This window comes from Lentzea sp. DG1S-22, from assembly GCF_036321065.1.
Taxonomy (GTDB): Bacteria; Actinomycetota; Actinomycetes; order Mycobacteriales; family Pseudonocardiaceae; genus Lentzea; species Lentzea jiangxiensis.
The window spans coordinates 3,535,661-3,552,825 of sequence record NZ_CP143276.1 but is presented as its reverse complement, the minus strand read 5'-3'; the positions used below and the strand labels follow the sequence as shown (position 1 = coordinate 3,552,825).

Here is a 17,165-nt window from a genome sequence, read left to right as displayed (position 1 = left end):
CAGGAACAGGCGGCACCGCGACAAAAACGCGCATCGCAGGCCTCGGACGGTGTCGGCGCGGCGGTGAACGGACGATACTGCCTTTCATGCGGACACTGGTTGTAGTCGGGCTGTTACTAGGGTTGACGGTCCCCGTGCAAGCGGCTCAGGCGGACGAGGACCCCTCGTCCCTGGTGAACCCCTTCGTGGGGACGCAGAACTTCGGCAACACCTTCCCGGGCGCCTCGCTGCCGTTCGGAATGGTCCAGGTCAGCCCTGACACGGGTGGTCAGGGCGGGTACGACTACAAGGCCACATCCCTCTACGGCTTCTCGCAGACCCACCTGTCGGGTGTGGGGTGCGGCGTCATGGGCGAGCTGCCGGTCATGCCCACCGTCGGGTCTGTTGACAACGTTGACATCAACGGTTACAAGTCCGACTTCAGCCATTCGGACGAAGCCGCGCAGCCCGGCTACTACCGCGTCGGGCTGTCCCGCTACGGCGTGAACGCCGAGCTCACGGCGACGCAGCGGACCGGCTGGCAGCGCTACACGTTCCCGGCGTCGGGGGCGGCCAACGTCCTGTTCAACACCGGGCGTTCCAACCAGACGGTGCTCGACTCGGAGATCCACGTCGTCGGCGACAGGACGATCGAGGGCCGGGTGCGCAACGGCCGGTTCTGCGCGGGCAAGGACGAGCACACCGTGTACTTCACGGCCTCGTTCGACCGCCCGTTCGCGTCCTTCGGCTCGTGGCGGGGCAACGTTCCCACGCCGGGGTCGCGGGACGCCGCCGGCACGGGCGGGAACGGCGCGTGGGTGACGTTCGACGCCACCGCCGACCGCGATGTCGTGCTGAAGCTCGGCCTGTCCTACACGGGCATCGAGGGCGCGCGGAAGAACCTCGCGGCCGAGGCGCCGTCCTACGACTTCGACGGCACGGTCGCCGCGGCGAAGGACGTCTGGAAGAAGCAGCTCGACGCCGTGCGGGTGTCCGGCGGACCGCGAGACCGGCAGGTCGCGTTCTACACCGCGCTCTACCACTCGGTGCTGCACCCGAACCTCGCCGGCGACGTCGACGGCAGGTACATGGGCTTCGACGGCAAGGTGCGCACGGCGTCGGGCTACACGCCGTACCAGAACTTCTCGCTGTGGGACACCTACCGGCCGCAGAACCAGTTGCTGCAGATCCTCGAACCCCGTGTCGCGCGTGACGTCGCGCTGTCGGTCGTGGCCAGCGGCCGGGACGGCGGGTGGCTGCCGCGCTGGGCGCTCGCGTCGTCCGAGACGAACATCATGACCGGCGACCCGGTCACGCCGTTCCTCGTCGAGGCCTGGTCGAAGGGGCTGCTGAAGGGGTACGAGGAGGAGACCTACCGGCTCCTGCGCGCGAACGCGACGTCGTTGCCCCCCGCCGAATCCCCGTACAACGGCCGTTCCGGCGTCACCTACTACGCCGACCGCGGGTACATCCCGTCCGGTCTCGAACTGGGCGAGGACTGCGCGCACAAGGGCGGCGACAACGACTGCGTGCACCCGGCCTCCGCGGCCCTCGAGTACTCGGCCGCGGACGCGTCGCTCGCGCTGATGGCCGAGGGGCTCGGCAAGAAGGCGGACGCGCGGATGTTCGCGGACCGCGGCCAGTGGTACCGCAACCTCTGGGACTCCTCGATCGGCCAGTTCCGCCCGCGCACCGCCGCCGGCACCTGGCTGGCGCCGTACAACCCGGTCGACGCCTCGCACCAGTTCCACGAGGGCGGCGCGTACCAGTACCAGTGGCTGGTGCCGCAGGACCCGGCCGGGCTGGTGGCGCTGATGGGCGGCCGCAAGGAGACCGAGAAGCGCCTCGACTCGTTCTTCGCCTACGACAAGCTGCTCGTCGACCCCGCCGGCACCGCGCGGCGTGACTGGATCACCGAGCCGTACGACTACTACGGCAAGCCGACCTACAACCCGAACAACGAACCCGACCTGCTCGCGCCGTACATGTACCTGTGGGCGGGCGCGCCGTCGAAGACCGCGACGGTCGTGCGGGCGGCCATGACGTTGTTCACGACCGGCCCGGACGGCATGACCGGCAACGACGACCTGGGCACGATGTCGGCCTGGTACGTCTTCTCGTCGCTGGGGCTCTACCCGACGTTCAACGGCGCGGACTTCCTCGCCCTGTCGTCACCGCAGTTCGAGTCCGCGACCGTCCGAATCGGACAGCACGGCGCGCAGGGCGGCACGCTGAGCGTGACGGCGAAGGGCGTGTCGGACACCAACCGGTACGTCAAGAGCGTGTCGTTCGGCGGCCGCGACGTCCGCAAGACCTACCTGACGTGGTCGTCGTTGCAGCGCGGCGGCAAGCTGACCCACGAGGTGTCGTCGAAGCCCTCGTCGTGGGGCACGGGGCGCTCGGACGAGCCGCCGTCGCTCAACGACGGCAAGCAGGACTCGCGCCGAGCCCTGTCCGCGTCGCTGCGCAACACCGAGGTCGTGCTGCCGACCTCGGACTCCCCGCAGTCGCTGACGGTGCAGCTCGACGTGCTGGCCCAGTCGCCGGGCGCCACCTCGGTGCGGCCCGCCGTGACGGCACCCGCCGGGTGGGAGGTGAACGGTGCCAAGCCGTTCGTCATCGTGTCGCGGCACCTGCCGTCGCAGAAGACGGTGCCGCTGACGTTCACGGTGCCCGCGGGCGTGGCGCCGGGGTCGTACGAGATCTCCGTGCAGGTCGAGTCGATCTCGCTGAAGGCGGTGGTCGAGGTCAAACCGGCCGCCCTGTGCGCGCTCTCGACGTGCTCGGTGGACGTCACGCCGGAGCTCAACCACGACGGCACGGCCACGGTCGCGGACTCGGCCGCGGGCAACTTCGACGGCGGCGGCTGGAGCTACGACGCCGCCCTGCTGCCCCCGGCCGGCCCCGTGACGTGGGGCGGCATCACCTACCAGGCGCCGGACCCGACCGGCACGGCGCCGAACTTCGTGGAGGCGAGGGGCCAGGGGCTGCTGCTGCCCGCCGGCCGGTACTCGTGGCTGCACGTCGTGGGCTCGTCGCACAACGGACCGGTGTCCGCCGCGTTCACCGTCTGGTACACCGACGGCACCTCGGCCGAGGTCGCCGCGTCGGTGCCGGACTGGGCGGGCGGCGGCCCGGCGGTCCTGGAGATGCCGCACCGCATCAAGGCAGGACAGGGCGTTGACGGGCCACCGGTCCGGCTGTTCGGTCAGTCGCTGAGGCTGGACGCGTCGAAGACGGTCCGCTCGGTGACGCTGCCCGACGACCCGCGGGTGGAGCTGTACGCGCTGACGCTCGCCTGACCCGAGCCGGTCGGGGTGCCCCGCGGATCCACCGTTCCGCGGGCACCTCGACCAGCCGGTGCAGCAGCCAGGCCGCGACCGTCGACGCCGCGAACATCCCGAGCGCCGCGGCGAGCGGGAACGCGCGCACGTCGAAGGCCTTCTCCGCGACCCGGATGACGATCTGGTGGACCATGTAGAACGCGAACGACACGGTCCCGAGCCACACCATCCACCGCGACCGCCACGGCGACCACGCGCCGGTGAGGTCCGCGACCGCCGCGGCCGGGACCAGCAGTGCCAGCGGGACCACCGTGCCGGCGACGTACGGGAACGACGCCGGCAGGTACCAGGACCCGACGTACGCGACGACGAACAGCGCCGTCGCCGGCCACAGCCCCACCCCGATCCACTTCCCCTGCTGCACGACCCGCGCCATCGCCATGCCGAGGACGAACTCGAGGGCGCGCACCGGGGGGAAGACGAAAACGAGCCAGTATTCGACGTGTCCCGGCATCGTCAGCGCGATTGCCGGAATTGCCGTGATCGCGGCCACCATTGCCGACGCGACCAGCCAGGGTGTGCGCATCCGCCACTTGACGAGCAGCGGGAAAGCCGCGTAAAAGGCCAATTCGCACGACAAAGACCACGCGGGTGTGTTCAGGCCGAAGTAGACGCTTTCGCTGGGGAACCACGCCTGCAGCAGCGACAGGTTCGCGAGCGCCGCCGCGGGCGTCGCCGACACCGCGAGCAGGACGACGAGCCAGGTCGCGACGTGGTTGGGGAAGATCTTCGCGGCTCGCCGCCGCCACACCACCGGTGCCGGGGTGCCCGGCCTCGCCGACCAGGTGAGCACGAAACCGGACAGGATGAAGAAGAAGCTCACCCCGGTCGCGCCCTGGCGGAAGGGCACGTCCGGATAGGGCCACAAGCCGGCCGCGTTGATGTGGAACCCGAACACGGCGAACGCGGCGATGAATCTCATGCCGGTCAGCGACGGTAATCGTCCCGCTTGCTCCCCATGATTCTGCACGACGGTGGATTCGCATGGTTCGCGGACGTTGTTACACAATTCTTCGAACGTGTGGAATAGTGTTGTTCCGTGGAACGGCTTCCGAGCGGTGTGCGGTCGCGGGTGTGGGCGGACGGCGACCGGATCGTCAAGCAGGTGGTGGCGGACCAGGCCGCTTTCGAGCGCGAGGTGACGGCGCTGCGACTGGCCGCGCACACGGGTGTGGTGCCGCGCGTCCTGTCCGTGGACCACGCCGAACGGACCGTGGTGCTGGAGAAGCTGCGCTCCGATCCGCCGCGCGAGGACTGGGTGGTCGACTACGCCCGCGGTCTCGCCCGGCTGCACGGCGCCACCGGCCCCGAGCACGCCGGTCTGCTGCCGCGCCAGGTGGTCCCGGACCCGACGCCGTTCCTGCGGTTCGTGCGGGCGATGGAGGTCGAGATCGGCGGAGCCGAGGAGGAACTGGTCTTCGAGGACACCGGGAAGTTCGACCTCCTGCACGGCGACCCGTGCGCCGGCAACGACATGTACTCACCGCAGGGCGCGAGGTTCGTCGACCTCGAAGGCGCCGCGCTGGGCGACGGCCTGACCGAGGTCGTCTACCTCCGCATCGGCTTCCCGACCTGCGCCACGGTCACCGAGGCACCCCGTGAGCTGCGCGAAGCCGCCGAGCAGGCCTACTTCGAGGAGCGCGGGTTCACGGCCCCGCTCGAAGACGCGTGCCTGCGGTGGTTCGTGCAGGGCGACGCCCTGGTGCAGCGCGCCGAACGCGACGGCACCGACCACCTCGCCAGGGTCGTGGACGAGGACTGGTTCTGGTACAGCACAACGGCGCGCGGCCGGCTGATGTACCGCGCGCGGGTGGTCGCGACGTTCACCGAGACGCACCCGCGGATGAGCGCGCTCGCGGCGCGACTGCTCGAACGGATGGGGCAGGTGTGGGAACCGCGGCCGATCGGGACCGTGCGCACACACGTCTCATGACCAGGCGGACAGCTCCAGCCGGGAGCGGAAGGACCGCCGCACCCCGGACACCGGGTCCACGAAGGACAGATCGCGGGCCAGCAGCTGCAGCGGCGACGAGAAGTCGTCGAGCGGCCGGTCCCGCAGCACCGGGTAGAAGTCGTCGTTCACGATCGGCACCCCGAGCCCGGACATGTGCAGCCGCAGCTGGTGGGTGCGTCCGGTCAACGGCTGCAACCGGTAGCGCCCCAACCCGTCGCGGTGCTCCACGAGGGACACGTGCGTCTCGGCGTTCGGCTCGCCGTCGACCTCGAACGCGGTGATGATCCCGCGCTCCTTGACGATCCGCGAGCGCACCACGCGAGGCAGCGACAACGCCGGGTCGTACGGCGCGATGGCCTCGTATTCCTTGTGCACCAAGCGGTCGCGGAACATCGTCTGGTACTTGCCCCGCAGTTCGCGCCGCGCGACGAACAGCACGAGCCCGGCCGTGACGCGGTCCAGGCGGTGCGCGGGGGAGAGGTCCGGCAGGCCGAGCGAGTCGCGCAGCTTCACCAGTGCCGTCTGCATGATGTGCTGCCCGCGCGGGATCGTCGCGAGGAAGTGCGGTTTGTCCGCGACCACGATGTCGTCGTCCCGGTGCACGACCCCGATCTCGAACGGCACCGGTACCTCGGCGGGCAGGTCTCGGTGGAACCAAATGTAGGAGTCGGGCACGAACGGCGCGTCGAGGCCGAGCGGTCCGGAGACGCCCCAGATCCGGTCCTCCGCCAGCATCTCGTCGATGCGCGAGGAGGCCACGCGCGGCAGGCGCTCCACCAGGTGGTCGCGCAGCGACAGCCACGGGCCTTCCGAGGGCAGCTTCAGCCGCGCGGCGTCCAGGCCGTGGCGCTGGGGGAGGGGGGAGGTGGGTTTGCGTCTCATCGCCCGACCAGTCTAATCCGTCGGAGAAACCGAACGACATCGCTCATTAACATTCGCTGTACTGAACAGAAGGCAGCACGAAGACTGGCCGCATGTCGGTCTTCCTCGTCCTCGGCTCGGTCATCTCACTGCAGTTCGGCGCGGCGTTCGCGAACCAGCTCTTCGGCCAGGTCGGCGCACCGGGCGCCACGGCCCTGCGGCTCGGCATCGCGGCGCTGGTGCTGGCGGTGGTGGTACGGCCGAAGTTCCGGCAGGAGACGCTCGTGCTCGGCATGACGATGGCCGGCATGAACGGCACGTTCTACCTCGCCCTCGACCGGATCCCGCTCGGCGTGGCCGTGACGATCGAGTTCCTCGGGCCGCTCGGGCTCGCCGCGGTGCTGAGCAGGCGGGCGCGGGACTTCGTGTGGGTCGGGCTGGCGCTCGTGGGCGTGCTGGTCCTCGGGTGGCGCGAGTACACGGGCTCGGAGCTCGACCTGGTCGGGGTGGCGCTCGCGCTGATCGCGGCCGCGTTCTGGGCCTGCTACGTGCTCGCCGGGCGCGAGGTCGCGACGGCGGGGCTCGGCACCGGCGGGCTGGCGGGCGCGAGTGTGATCGCGGCGGCGCTGACGTTGCCGTACGGGCTGTCGACGGCCGGCACCGCGTTGTTCGAGCCGAAGATGCTGCTGCTCGGCACGCTGGTGGCGCTGCTGGCGTCCGCGGTTCCCTACACCCTGGAGATCAGGGCGCTCAAGACGTTGCAGCCCAGCACGTTCGGCGTCGTGCTCGCCCTCGAACCCGCCGCCGCCGCGCTCGCCGGGGCGTTGCTGCTCGGCCAGCACCTCGGTGTGGTCTCGTTGCTCGGCATCGCGCTCGTGATCACGGCCGGGGTCGGAGCGGCGCTACGGAAAGCGCCAGCGTCTCGCGGAAAGCCCGCACGGCCGGATGCTGACCTCGTCCTGCCCGTGCCGCCGTGAACAGCAGCCGGGACCTCGGTTCCGGCAGCTCGTGCAGGTCGACGGTGATCTCGCGGTCGTACCAGACGAGGTCCGGCAGCAGCGCGACCGCGAGACCCCGCTCCACGAACCGCAGCTTCACCAGCACGTCGGTGGAGGAGAAGCGCACGTCCGGCTCGAAACCGTTGTGGCGGCACCAGTTCACGTTGAAGATCCGCTGCGGGTAGCCCTCGGTCTCCATGATCCACGGGTGGGAGCCGATCTCGGAGACCGGGAGTCCGCGGGGGACGGCCAGCCGGATCGGGTCCCGGGTCAGTTCCCGGTACTCGAGACCGCTGAACCGCGCCTCCGGCTGGTCCGGCCACTCCTCCACGAAGACGAGGTCGAAGTCCCTGGCGTTCAAGGCGGACAGCGCTTCCGCGGGGTCGAGCACCTGGAACTCGATCCGCAGCGACGGGTGCTCGTCCCGCATGCGCGCCAGCGTCGCCGGGATCAGCGCCAGGGCCGCCGTCTGGAACGTCGCGACGCGCAGCGTGCCGGTGATCTCGTGCAGCGAGGCGGCGACCTCCGACTCGGCCTGGTCCAGCCGGGTGAGGACCTCTTCGGTGTGGCGCACCAGGATCTCGGCCTGCGGGGTGAGCTTGACACGACGACCGACGGGCTCCAGGAGCGGCACGCCGACCTCGTTCTCCAGCAACGACAGCTGCTGCGACACCGACGAGGGGCTGTAGTTCAGCGCCTGCGCGACGGCCGCGAGCGTCCCCCTTCGGGAGAGTTCGCGCAGAAGTCGCAGGCGGTGGAGGTCGAACACCGGATCATTATCCGGTACAGTCCGGCTACCGCCCCCTGAGAAACGTGCTGTCCTCAGCACGTCTTGAGGAGGTGTCGGTATGTCCGAACGACTCCGCGTCGTCGCGGGGATCGCACTGGCAGCCGGTCTGCTCGTGCCGGTCTCCCCGGCGCGGGCCCAGGTCGAAACCGGACCGTGGACGAGCTACTCGCCGTCGTTCACCGTCCAGGAACGCGGCTGCGGCACGGTCAGCGACCTGACGTTCCGGCTCACCTGCTCCACCGCGAGCGGTGACCAGCGTGCCGAGCGGCGTTACGCCACCTACACCGGCGGCACGCGCCAGTTCGAGGGCAGCTTCCGGATCACGAGTCTCGGCGGCACCCGCGTCAGTCTCAAGCAGACGTTCCGGGAGGCCCCCACCGCGGGACCGTTCTGGATGCTCGCCGTCGAACGCGGCGGCCGCCTGTACGCCGTGCACGGGGGCGCCACCATCTCCACCGGCGCGACCGTGGGCACGACCGTTCGCGTGAACACCGTGCACAACACGGCCACGGAACACCGCACGTACATCAACGGCTCGCGCGCGCACACCTACGCGAGCTCGGGTACGAGCTTCTACGACAAGTTCGGCGCTTACAGGACGTCCAGCGGCCAAGGACCTGCCACGGTCGTCTGGAGCAACGTGCGGTTCTGGCGCAAGTGATCGGGCGGGTGACCCTGGTGGAACTGCTGTTCCTGGCTGCCTGCGGCCGGGAGCAGCAGGACCCCGTGCTGACGTCCGAGCTGACCTCGCCCGTCGACGTGACGCTGCACTGGCGTCCGGAGCCGGGGGCGGCCGGGCAGGTGGTCGAGTACGCGAACGCGGCGGACGGCGAGTACGCGGTCCTGGAGTTCAGCCCACCGGCGAAGAACTCCTACCGGCACCCGGACCTGATCCCGGAAACCCCGTTCTACTACCGGGTCCGGCCGTACACGGGAACCGCTTCGGCCACCGTGGACGTCGCTCTGCCACCGGGGGACGACGTGCCGGAGGTCGAGGGGCCGGACTGGACGGCGCCGCGCGGGGGCGGCGGGGGCACGCACCCCGTGGCGTCACCCGAGGCGGCGGCGCGCGAGCTCGAGGCGGAGGTGAAGCACGCCAACGGGGTCCTGTTCACCTGGCAGGACAGGGCGTCGGACGAGGACGGGTACCTGATCGAGGTCAGGCCCGCGGGCGCGGCGGACTACCGCGTCGCCGTGCAGCTCGACCCGGACACCACGTCTTACGGGGTGATCACGCTCCCAGACGAGAAAGCCGCGACCTATCGGGTGCGGGCGTTCCGGTTCGGGGCGCCCTCGAACCTGACCCACCAGAGGACGGGGAAGGTCTGAGGGCCTGTCTGCCGCACCACGCGCTCGCGGCGAGGAGCATCGCCGCGAGCGGGTAGGGCCAGGTCGTGCTCTCGGTGACCGCGAGCAGGACGTTGACCGCGGACAGGAGTCCGAAGACGCCGCTCAGCAGCCACCAGATGAGTTGATCTTCGCGCGCGTGGGCCGTCATGGCGGCCGGGTTACCCGTTCTCGTCCTCCTTCACACCCTCTTCTTCCTCTTTTTTCTCCCCGCGGCGGCGCATGAACCCGAAACCGGGGATGCCGAGGATCGCCTGGCGCATGTCGCTCGTGACCTCGAGCAGCTGGTGCACCTCGGGGCCGACGCGGTCGAGGGTGGCGAGGATCGGCAGGATGTCGCTGATCAGGTGCTCGGTCAGCACCGGCAGCTCGTCCACCAGCTTGATCGCGGCCTCGATCTCGTGCGGTGAGAGCTCCTCCACGAACCGCTTCGCGAGCGGCTGGGCCTGCTTGGCGATCGGTTCGTAGATGCCGATGAGCTCGTTGGCAGTGTCCGCGGTCCGGCCGGCCGCCGTGACGACCAGACCGGCGCGCTGGGCGACGTCGCCGGCGCTCGCCGTGATCGCGCGGACCTCGTCGACCGCCTTCTCCGCGTCCGCGACGACGTCCGCCGTGCGGCCGACGAGCTCGTCGGCCCTGCGCACGACGCCGTCGACGGCGTCGATCGTGCCGTTGACCTTGCGGACGAGCTGCTCGACCTCGGTGATGAGACCCAGCAAGCGGGTGGGGACGGCCGCGACGGCCGCTGTCGTGTCGAGGGCGGTGTCGAGCGCCTGCTTGGCAAGTCCCATGCCGGGGATTTCCATGCGTCCACTCTGCCTTAAGCGTTGGTCGGTTCGGGGTAACGCCATTCGGTTTTCAACACTGTCAGACCTCCGGATTACCGTTCCTGATGTCTGCCAGCCGGCTGACCGGGCGAACCGGGAACCATGCGCCGCCCGAACAGGTCAGAGCCGGGGGTTAGCATCCCCGGCGGGCGAGGGAGGGCGCACTATGTCTTGGTGGCACCGGATCAGACGCATTATCTCCGGTGGAGGGCGGGAATCGGCGAGTTTCGTCGCGGCACTGCTGGGTGTCCTGGTGCTCGCGGGCGCCGCGCTCGGTCAGGGCATCTCCCGGACGTCGGTCGCGGTGTCGGACGGGCTCACCTGGCTGGGCGACGACCAGCGGGGTGAGGTCGTGCAGGTCAACCCCGTGTCGGGCAAGCCGCAGACGCGCCTGCAGATCAGCGGCCCCGACTCGCAGCTCGAGATCGCGCAGGAGGACGGGCGGCTCATCGTCCTCGACCGCCGCACCGGCGAGATCACCGTCATCGACCTGGCCACGCTGCTCGCCTCCGGCCGCCGGCAGGCGCCGCCCGGTGCGACGAGCAAGGTGCTGGTGTCGAACGGGATGGTGTTCGTCGTCGACCGCGCCGGCGGCACCGTGCACACCGCCGACCCGCTGACGCTGGCCGACGTCGGCCAGACGTGGGAGGCGGGCCAGCCCCTCGCCGACGCCGTGGTGGACGAGCGGGGCGTGCTGTGGCTGGTCGACCACGGCGGCACGCTGCGCTCGCTCGACTGGTCCTACGACGAGGAGCGGTTCGAGGAGCGCACGCAGCGCCAGGTCGGCGGTGCCGGTCCGCGCACGGTTCTCGTGCCGCACGACCAGGGCGTCACGCTGATCGGCCTCGACGGCGGTGTCGTCGTGCGCGACGGCACGGGGGAGGACGTCGACTCGTCGACCGACCGCTCCGACGCCGAGGTGATCGCCGCCCAGTCCTCGCCGCTCGACCTGGTGCCCGCGTCGGTCCCGGCGTCCTCGGTCGTGGTGCTGGTCGTGGGCCGCGACGTCCTGCGCGTCGACGTCGGCGCGATGGGGTGCCCGAAGCCGGGCAGGCCCGCGGTGTTCCGCGACAAGGTCTACGTGCCCTGCAAGGGGTCCGGCAAGGTCGTCGTCCTCGACCGCGGGGGCCGGCGCGGTGGCGACGACGTGCGGACGTCCGGCGGGTCCGACCCCGAGCTCGTCTTCGACGACGGCCGGCTGTTCGTGAACGTGCCGGGCTCGTCCACGGGCGTGCTGGTCGACCCGGACGGCGCGACGCGCTCGCTGACGATCCGCAGCCCCGAGCTCCCGGTGAAGGACCCGGACCGCTCGCCGCCGCCGTCCGTGCCGCCGCCCCCGCCACCGAACCCGAACGAGCCGACCAAGCCGCCGCGCAACCCCGGCAACGGCAACAACGGCGACAACAACGGCCACGGGCCGACCACGGAGGTCTCCACCCCGCCGACGACGTCGTCGGTGCCGTCCTCCACGGGTGGCACGGCTCCCGCCGCGCCCGCCGGGGTGTCGGTGCGGGAGAAGTCGCGCAGCGCGTCCGCTCTCGTCGTCACGGTGAGCTGGAACGCGGCCACGTCGGCCGATCCGGTCGTGGGCTACACGGTGTCCGGTTCCGGCTCGTTCTCCGGCGGATCGGTGTCGGCGCAGACGGCCGGGACGTCCACGGACCTGTCGGTGCCGTGCGCGGGTTCGACGTTCTGCACGAGCGGCAGGCTCGACGTGACGGTGCGGGCGTCCACGGCGTCGGCCGCGGGTGCCGCGGGCATGGCGGCGTTCACGGTGACGCCGCCGAACAACCCGCCTCCTCCGCCCCCGCCGCCGGTGACGACCACGACGACACCTCCGCCCCCGCCGCCCCCTCCGCCGCCCGTGACGACCACGACCACGCCCCCACCTCCTCCGCCGCCACCGCCGCCGTCGCTGCCGACCGCGGGTGTCACGGTGATCACCGGTGTCAGCAGTGGGCGGACGTTGCCCAGGCGCACGCTGACCTTGACGCCGCCCGCTGACTGGGCGAGCCACAACGGCCGCTGCGAGGTCGTGAACAGGACGTACGGCTACTCCGCCGGCATCCCGTGCAACGCGACGACGGCCGTGATCGACCTGGAGGAGGGCACCAACGCGATCGTGGTGCGCGCCTACGCGGCCACCGGTGCCGGCCAGGTCGACTCGGCGGTGAGGAACGTGTTGTTCACCTACGACGAGTGCCAGGGAAAGCCCGGTTGCATCCCCAGGAGGGAGCCGGCGGGAGCGGGGACCGCGCCGATGGGCGCGGGGGGTCTCGGCCTGCTGGCGTGTGCGTTCCTGCTGCGCATCGGTGTTCGCAGAGAAGAGGAAAAGTGATCGACGCCGGTGAGGTTTCCGCCTTCCGCGACCTGCACACCCGGCTCGGTGACGCGGTCGAGGGCGCCGTGCGCGGCAAGCGCGACGTGGTCGACCTGGTCCTCGTGGCCATGTTCGCGGGCGGCCACGTGCTGCTCGAGGACGTTCCGGGCACGGGCAAGACGACGCTCGCGCGTGCCGTCGCGGGCGCGCTCGGCGGGGTGTCGCGGCGCGTGCAGTTCACGCCGGACCTGCTGCCGTCCGACGTCACGGGCACCTCGGTCTACGACCCGCAGACGGGCCAGATCCGGTTCCGGCCGGGCCCGGTGTTCGCGAACATCGTGCTGGCGGACGAGATCAACCGCGCGGCGGCCAAGACGCAGTCCGCGCTGCTCGAGGTGATGGAGGAGCGCACGGTCACGATCGACGGCGTCGGGCACGCGGTGCCCGACCCGTTCCTCGTCGTGGCCACGCAGAACCCGATCGACCTCGACGGCACGTACCGCCTGCCCGAGGCCCAGCTGGACAGGTTCATGCTGCGCACCTCGATCGGCTACCCGTCGGTCGAGGACGAACTCGACGTGCTGCGCCCCGGCAGCGGCGCCGGCCGGATCGCCGACGTGCACACCGTGTCGTCGCCACGGGAGATCAGCGCGTTCAGCGGCCGCCTGTCGCTGCTGCACGTGGCCGACCCGATCCTGCAGTACATCTCGGGCCTGGGCGCGGGTACGAGGTCCGACGAGCGCCTGCGCCTCGGCGCCTCGACCCGCGGCCTGCGGACCCTGGTCCGCTGCGCCCAGGTGTACGCGGCGTCGAAGGGCCGGCACTTCGTGGTGCCGCAGGACGTCCAGGACATCGCCGACCCGGTGCTGGCCCACCGCCTGGTGCTGACGCGGGAGAGCGTGCTGGCGGGCGTGACGACGTCCGAGGTGCTGGCCGACGTGCTGTCGCGCGTGCCGGTGCCCAAGCCCTCGGCCCAATGAGACCCACCGTGCGCGGCACCGGGACAGCGGTGCTGGGCGTGCTGATGCTGGGCGTCGGCCTGTGGTGGCGCTACGCGGGCATGGCGGCGTTCGGCCTGGCCCTGACGGCCCTGGTCGTCGCGTCGGTGATCTCGGTCCTGGTCGCGTCGCCGCTGTCGGTGTCGCGCACGGTCCGTCCCCGCACCGTTCCGCGCCTGGCCCGCTGCAACGGCCGCCTGGAGCTGTCCGCGGTGGGCCGCTGGCCGGTCGCCCTGGACGCCGTCGACGTGGTGGCGGGGGTCCCGATGTCCGTGGACGTGCCGCTGCTGGAGCCGGGAGCGGTCGAGGCCGTCGACTACGCCATCCCGACCGAGCGCCGAGGTGTGTTCGACGTGGGCCCGCTGACGTTGCGCCGCAGGGGCCTGGCCGGTCTGGCGCAGGCGAGGACGGTGCTGGGCGAGGTCGTGCAGGTGCGCGTCGTCCCGCGCGTGCTCCCGGTCCGCGGCCTGCCGTCCGGCGCACGCCGCGGCCAGGTGGGCGCCGACGAACGGGTGGAACGCGGCGGCACCGACCTGGTGGGCCTGCGCGAGTACGTGCCGGGCGACGACCTCCGCCGACTGCACTGGGCCACCTCGGCCCGCACCGGCACCCTGATGATCCGCGAGGACGCCGACCCGGCCCGCCCGCACCTGGCCGTGCTGCTCGACGACAGCACCACCTCGTACGCCGACCCCCAGCGCTTCGAGGAGGCCGTCGAGGTGGCCGCCTCCCTGATCACCTCGGCCCTGGAACAGGGCCACCCGGTGCGCCTGCTGACGTCCTCCGGCGGCACCGACCTCGAGGAGCGGCAGGACCCGGCCCCGATCCTCTCCGCCCTGGCGGACCTGGAGCTGCGGGACGTCGACGGCCGCCCGGCCGTGCCCGTGCGCGACCTGGACGTGGTGGCCGTGGTCAGCGGAACCTCCGTCCCGGCCCTGGTCCTGGAGGCGGGACGAGCCGCCTACGGCGTCGTGCTCGTGGTGGACGAACAACGCCCGGTGAGCGCGGCGGGGTCGGTGCTGGTGATCAGCGGCGGCCGTGCGGAGGACCTGGTCGACTCGTGGAACGCGGTGGTGGCGCGATGAGGCGCTGGACGGAGCGGTGCGGCGCGCCGGCGACGGCGGTGGCCGCGTGAACAGCTCACTCCTCAAGTACGGCTGGGTGGCCGCCCTCGTCCTGGTCGCCTCCCTCCAGCTGGCCCAGGCCTGGGACGGCGCCACCCTCTACTTCGGACTGGCCGCGCTCGTCGGCTTCGTCGCCCTGCCGCTCAAGAAGCTCGTCCCCGCCGGCCTGGCCGCCCTCGCCGTCATGGTCGTGGCCGTGACCGGCGGCTTCTTCGCCGCCAGAGGCGCCTCCCCGGACCGCGACCCCACGTGGGTCCTGCTGGACACCGTGCCGAGGCTCCTCACGGCCGCGCGTCCCGCCCCGGCGACCCCGGAACTGCTGGTGCCGGGCCTTCTGCTGATCATCGGCGTCTCGACCGGCGCGGTGCTGTCGGTGAGCAAGCGCGGCACGGCGTTGTTCGTGCCGGCGCTCGGAGCGGCCACGCTGTACGTGTCGGCGGCGTTGCTCACCACGGGGCGTGCGGACGAGTACGGACTTGTGGCGCTCACGTTGGTCGTGTTGCTGGCGTTGGGGTGGCTGATCATCGACCGGCGCGGGCCCGTGGTGCCGCCGGCGGTGCCGGCGACGGCGCTCGCGGCCTTGACGTTGGTGGCGTTCGTGTTGCCCAGCAACGGGTTCGAGCCGCGCAAGCTGGTCACGCCGCCGGTCACGGACATCGCGATCTCCAACCCGCTGCCGCAGCTCGCGGCCTGGGCCGCGCGGGGGGAGGCGGAGCTGTTCCGGATGCGCGGGCCCGAGGTGCCGGTGCGGCTGGTGACGCTCAGCCGGTACACGGGGGCCTCGTGGGAGGCGGCGTCGACGTACGGGCCGTTGGGCGTCGTGGACCCGCCGGACCTGCCGACCGGGGGCAGGGTCCAGGACGCGAGCGTCGACCTGCGGATCACCGGGTTGCAGGGGGAGTGGCTGCCCGGTGTCGGGAAGCCGCAGGCCGTGTCGCTGAGCAACGCCATGGTGGACCCGGACACGGGGTCGCTGGTGGTGGCGGACGGGCTCAGGACCGGGATGAGCTACACGGTCCGCGGCGTGGTCGAGACTCCGGCCGACGCCGATCTCGCCGAGGCCCGGGTGCCCGCGGACGCGACGAAGTACACGGCGTTGCCGCGGTTGCCGTTCACGCTGGCGGACTACGCGCGGCAGGCCACGCTGAACGCGCGCACGCCGTACGAGAAGGCCGTTGCGCTGGAACAGGTCGTGCGGCTCAACCGGCGTCCGGACGCGGAGGCGCCGGTCGGGTCGTCGTACGCGCGGCTGGAGACGTTCCTGTTCGGGGCTCCCGGGGAGTCCGGTGCCGGAGCGGGGACGGCGGAGCAGTTCGCGTCGGCCTACGCGGTGCTGGCGCGGGCCGTCGGGTTGCCGACGCGGGTGGTGGTCGGGTTCCAGCCGGTGCCCGAGGAGAACGGTGAACGGATCGTGCGGGCCGCGGACGCCACGGCGTGGCCGGAGGTGTACTTCAGCGGGTGGGGCTGGGTGGCGTTCGATCCCGTGTCCGGCAACGGGAGCGGGCCCAGCGCGGCCTCGAAGCGCGAGGTGCTGAACCGCCTCGCGTCGACGACCGCGAAGCCGACGCCGACGTCGCTGCCGTCGGTGCCGCCGCTGGTGCAGCCGACGGCCGTGCGGGGCGACGCGGTGGCCGCGCCCCCGGCGGACAGCGGTTTCCCGTTCTGGGTGTTCACACCGCTGCTGGTGCTCGTGGCGCTGTACGCGGCACGGACTTCGCGGCGCCTGAGGCTCCGCGCGGCAGGGCCGGTGGGCGCGTGGAACGAGGTGCTCGACGCGCTGCAGCTCGCGGGTCTGAGGCCGAAGCCGAGTCGCACGGTGCCGGACGTCGGCCGCGAGTGGGGCGAGGCGGGTGCCCGGCTGGCGGCGATGGTCGACCAGGCCGCGTTCGCGCCACGACCGGCACCTGCCCAGGACAGCTGGCGGCTGGCGCGGCAGGTCGAGAAGGCGGTGCGGCGCAAGGCTTCCCGGTGGCGCAGGGTGCTGTGGGCGGTCGACCCGCGTCCGCTGTTCCGCCGCTGACCCGGGCAGGTGGCCGCTGTCCGGCCGGAACGATCAGCGGACGACCTGCGCGGGGATGCAGTTCTTCCCGGTCACCTTGAGCAACGCCTCGCACAGCGACGGCGCCACGTCCGACTGGAACGGCCCGATCCACACGAACTGCGTGAACTTCGGGTCGTTCGGGACGATCGCGTCGCAGACGTCGTCCCGCCTGGTCAGCAACGCAGTCTGGCCGCGCAGGACGGGGTTCGCGTTCTCCCGGTACCGCACCCACAACGTCTCGTAGTCCAGCAGCACCTTGACGTCCGCCGCCGGCATGGCGCCCTCCAGCGAGTGCAGGACGAGCACCGACGAGCCGGGGTCGCAGGGCATGTCGGTGTACTCCAGTTGCGGGGGCTCGTTCACCGGTGCGGTGGGGGTGGGGTTCACCGGAGCGGGAGGGGTGAGGTCGCCCCCGATCAGCACGCCGATCCCGATGCCGACGACGAGGGGAAGCGCCGCCCACGCCACGAGTGCACGGCGCTTACTTCCACGGGCGAACATCGGTGGGCCGGCGTAACGAGCGCTTTGCACCGGGGGACCGTACGCCAGCGCGCGCACCCGCAACAACGCGGCCTCGCCGCC

The 17,165-nt window shown here is 71.6% G+C and carries 13 protein-coding genes and 1 pseudogene; 9 read left to right on the top strand and 5 right to left on the bottom strand.

Annotated features, from left to right (window positions below; translation table 11 throughout):
- The first annotated feature begins 86 nt into the window (after positions 1 to 86).
- Entirely contained in the window at positions 87 to 3,281 is a 3,195-nt protein-coding gene (locus V1227_RS15680; protein WP_442916497.1) for a GH92 family glycosyl hydrolase, read from the top strand.
- A 70-nt stretch (positions 3,282 to 3,351) separates the two neighbouring features.
- Here the strand turns inward: V1227_RS15680 and V1227_RS15675 are convergent.
- Positions 3,352 to 4,245, bottom strand: a pseudogene (locus tag V1227_RS15675) (acyltransferase family protein); the annotation flags it as partial.
- Positions 4,246 to 4,362: 117 nt separating this feature from the next.
- On the opposite strand from V1227_RS15675, the gene V1227_RS15670 reads away from it, so the two are divergent.
- Positions 4,363 to 5,256: a hypothetical protein gene (locus V1227_RS15670; RefSeq protein WP_329793297.1), complete on the top strand. Its 894-nt coding sequence runs from the start codon at positions 4,363 to 4,365 to the stop codon at positions 5,254 to 5,256.
- On the opposite strand, the gene V1227_RS15665 is transcribed toward V1227_RS15670, so the two are convergent.
- Positions 5,251 to 6,159, bottom strand: coding sequence for an RluA family pseudouridine synthase (locus V1227_RS15665; RefSeq protein ID WP_329793296.1), 909 nt, complete (start codon positions 6,157 to 6,159; stop codon positions 5,251 to 5,253). The two genes, V1227_RS15670 and V1227_RS15665, sit on opposite strands and share 6 nt — an antisense overlap.
- Positions 6,160 to 6,251: 92 nt before the next feature.
- Here V1227_RS15665 and V1227_RS15660 point away from each other — a divergent pair, with 92 nt between their 5' ends.
- Positions 6,252 to 7,115, top strand: a complete 864-nt coding sequence (locus V1227_RS15660) for an EamA family transporter (RefSeq protein WP_329793295.1) — start codon at positions 6,252 to 6,254, stop codon at positions 7,113 to 7,115.
- Here the strand turns inward: V1227_RS15660 and V1227_RS15655 are convergent.
- On the bottom strand, positions 7,018 to 7,905 hold the full coding sequence (locus V1227_RS15655) for a LysR family transcriptional regulator (RefSeq protein ID WP_236219807.1): 888 nt from the start codon (positions 7,903 to 7,905) through the stop codon (positions 7,018 to 7,020). The genes V1227_RS15660 and V1227_RS15655 overlap by 98 nt on opposite strands.
- Before the next feature lie 79 nt (positions 7,906 to 7,984).
- Between V1227_RS15655 and V1227_RS15650 the strand changes: the two genes are divergently transcribed.
- Together V1227_RS15650 and V1227_RS15645 are read left to right on the top strand one after the other, a co-directional pair.
- Positions 7,985 to 8,587 carry a hypothetical protein gene (locus V1227_RS15650; protein WP_329793294.1) on the top strand — a complete coding sequence of 201 codons (603 nt, stop codon included), beginning with the start codon at positions 7,985 to 7,987 and terminating at the stop codon, positions 8,585 to 8,587.
- Positions 8,588 to 8,604: 17 nt separating this feature from the next.
- Entirely contained in the window at positions 8,605 to 9,255 is a 651-nt protein-coding gene (locus tag V1227_RS15645) for a fibronectin type III domain-containing protein (RefSeq protein ID WP_329793293.1), read from the top strand.
- A gap of 179 nt (positions 9,256 to 9,434) precedes the next feature.
- Here V1227_RS15645 and V1227_RS15640 read toward each other — a convergent pair whose 3' ends face one another.
- The gene (locus V1227_RS15640; RefSeq protein ID WP_329793292.1) at positions 9,435 to 10,079 is read right to left on the bottom strand and encodes a hypothetical protein; all 645 of its coding nucleotides are present in this window, start codon (positions 10,077 to 10,079) and stop codon (positions 9,435 to 9,437) included.
- Positions 10,080 to 10,266: 187 nt separating this feature from the next.
- On the opposite strand from V1227_RS15640, the gene V1227_RS15635 reads away from it, so the two are divergent.
- Genes V1227_RS15635 through V1227_RS15620 form a run of 4 tightly spaced genes read left to right on the top strand, consistent with a single transcriptional unit; the run spans position 10,267 to position 16,562 of the window.
- Positions 10,267 to 12,438, top strand: a complete 2,172-nt coding sequence (locus tag V1227_RS15635; protein ID WP_329793291.1) for a hypothetical protein — start codon at positions 10,267 to 10,269, stop codon at positions 12,436 to 12,438.
- Positions 12,435 to 13,400 carry an AAA family ATPase gene (locus tag V1227_RS15630; RefSeq protein ID WP_329793289.1) on the top strand — a complete coding sequence of 322 codons (966 nt, stop codon included), beginning with the start codon at positions 12,435 to 12,437 and terminating at the stop codon, positions 13,398 to 13,400. Before V1227_RS15635 ends, V1227_RS15630 begins: the two co-directional genes overlap by 4 nt.
- Positions 13,397 to 14,503 carry a DUF58 domain-containing protein gene (locus V1227_RS15625; protein ID WP_329793287.1) on the top strand — a complete coding sequence of 369 codons (1,107 nt, stop codon included), beginning with the start codon at positions 13,397 to 13,399 and terminating at the stop codon, positions 14,501 to 14,503. Before V1227_RS15630 ends, V1227_RS15625 begins: the two co-directional genes overlap by 4 nt.
- Before the next feature lie 46 nt (positions 14,504 to 14,549).
- Complete coding sequence (locus V1227_RS15620; protein ID WP_329793286.1) at positions 14,550 to 16,562, top strand: transglutaminase domain-containing protein; 2,013 nt, start codon at positions 14,550 to 14,552, stop codon at positions 16,560 to 16,562.
- A gap of 33 nt (positions 16,563 to 16,595) precedes the next feature.
- Here the strand turns inward: V1227_RS15620 and V1227_RS15615 are convergent, their stop codons facing one another.
- Positions 16,596 to 17,114 (bottom strand): hypothetical protein, encoded by a 519-nt coding sequence (locus V1227_RS15615; RefSeq protein ID WP_329793285.1) that lies wholly within the window; start codon positions 17,112 to 17,114, stop codon positions 16,596 to 16,598.
- Between the last annotated feature and the right edge of the window lie 51 nt (positions 17,115 to 17,165).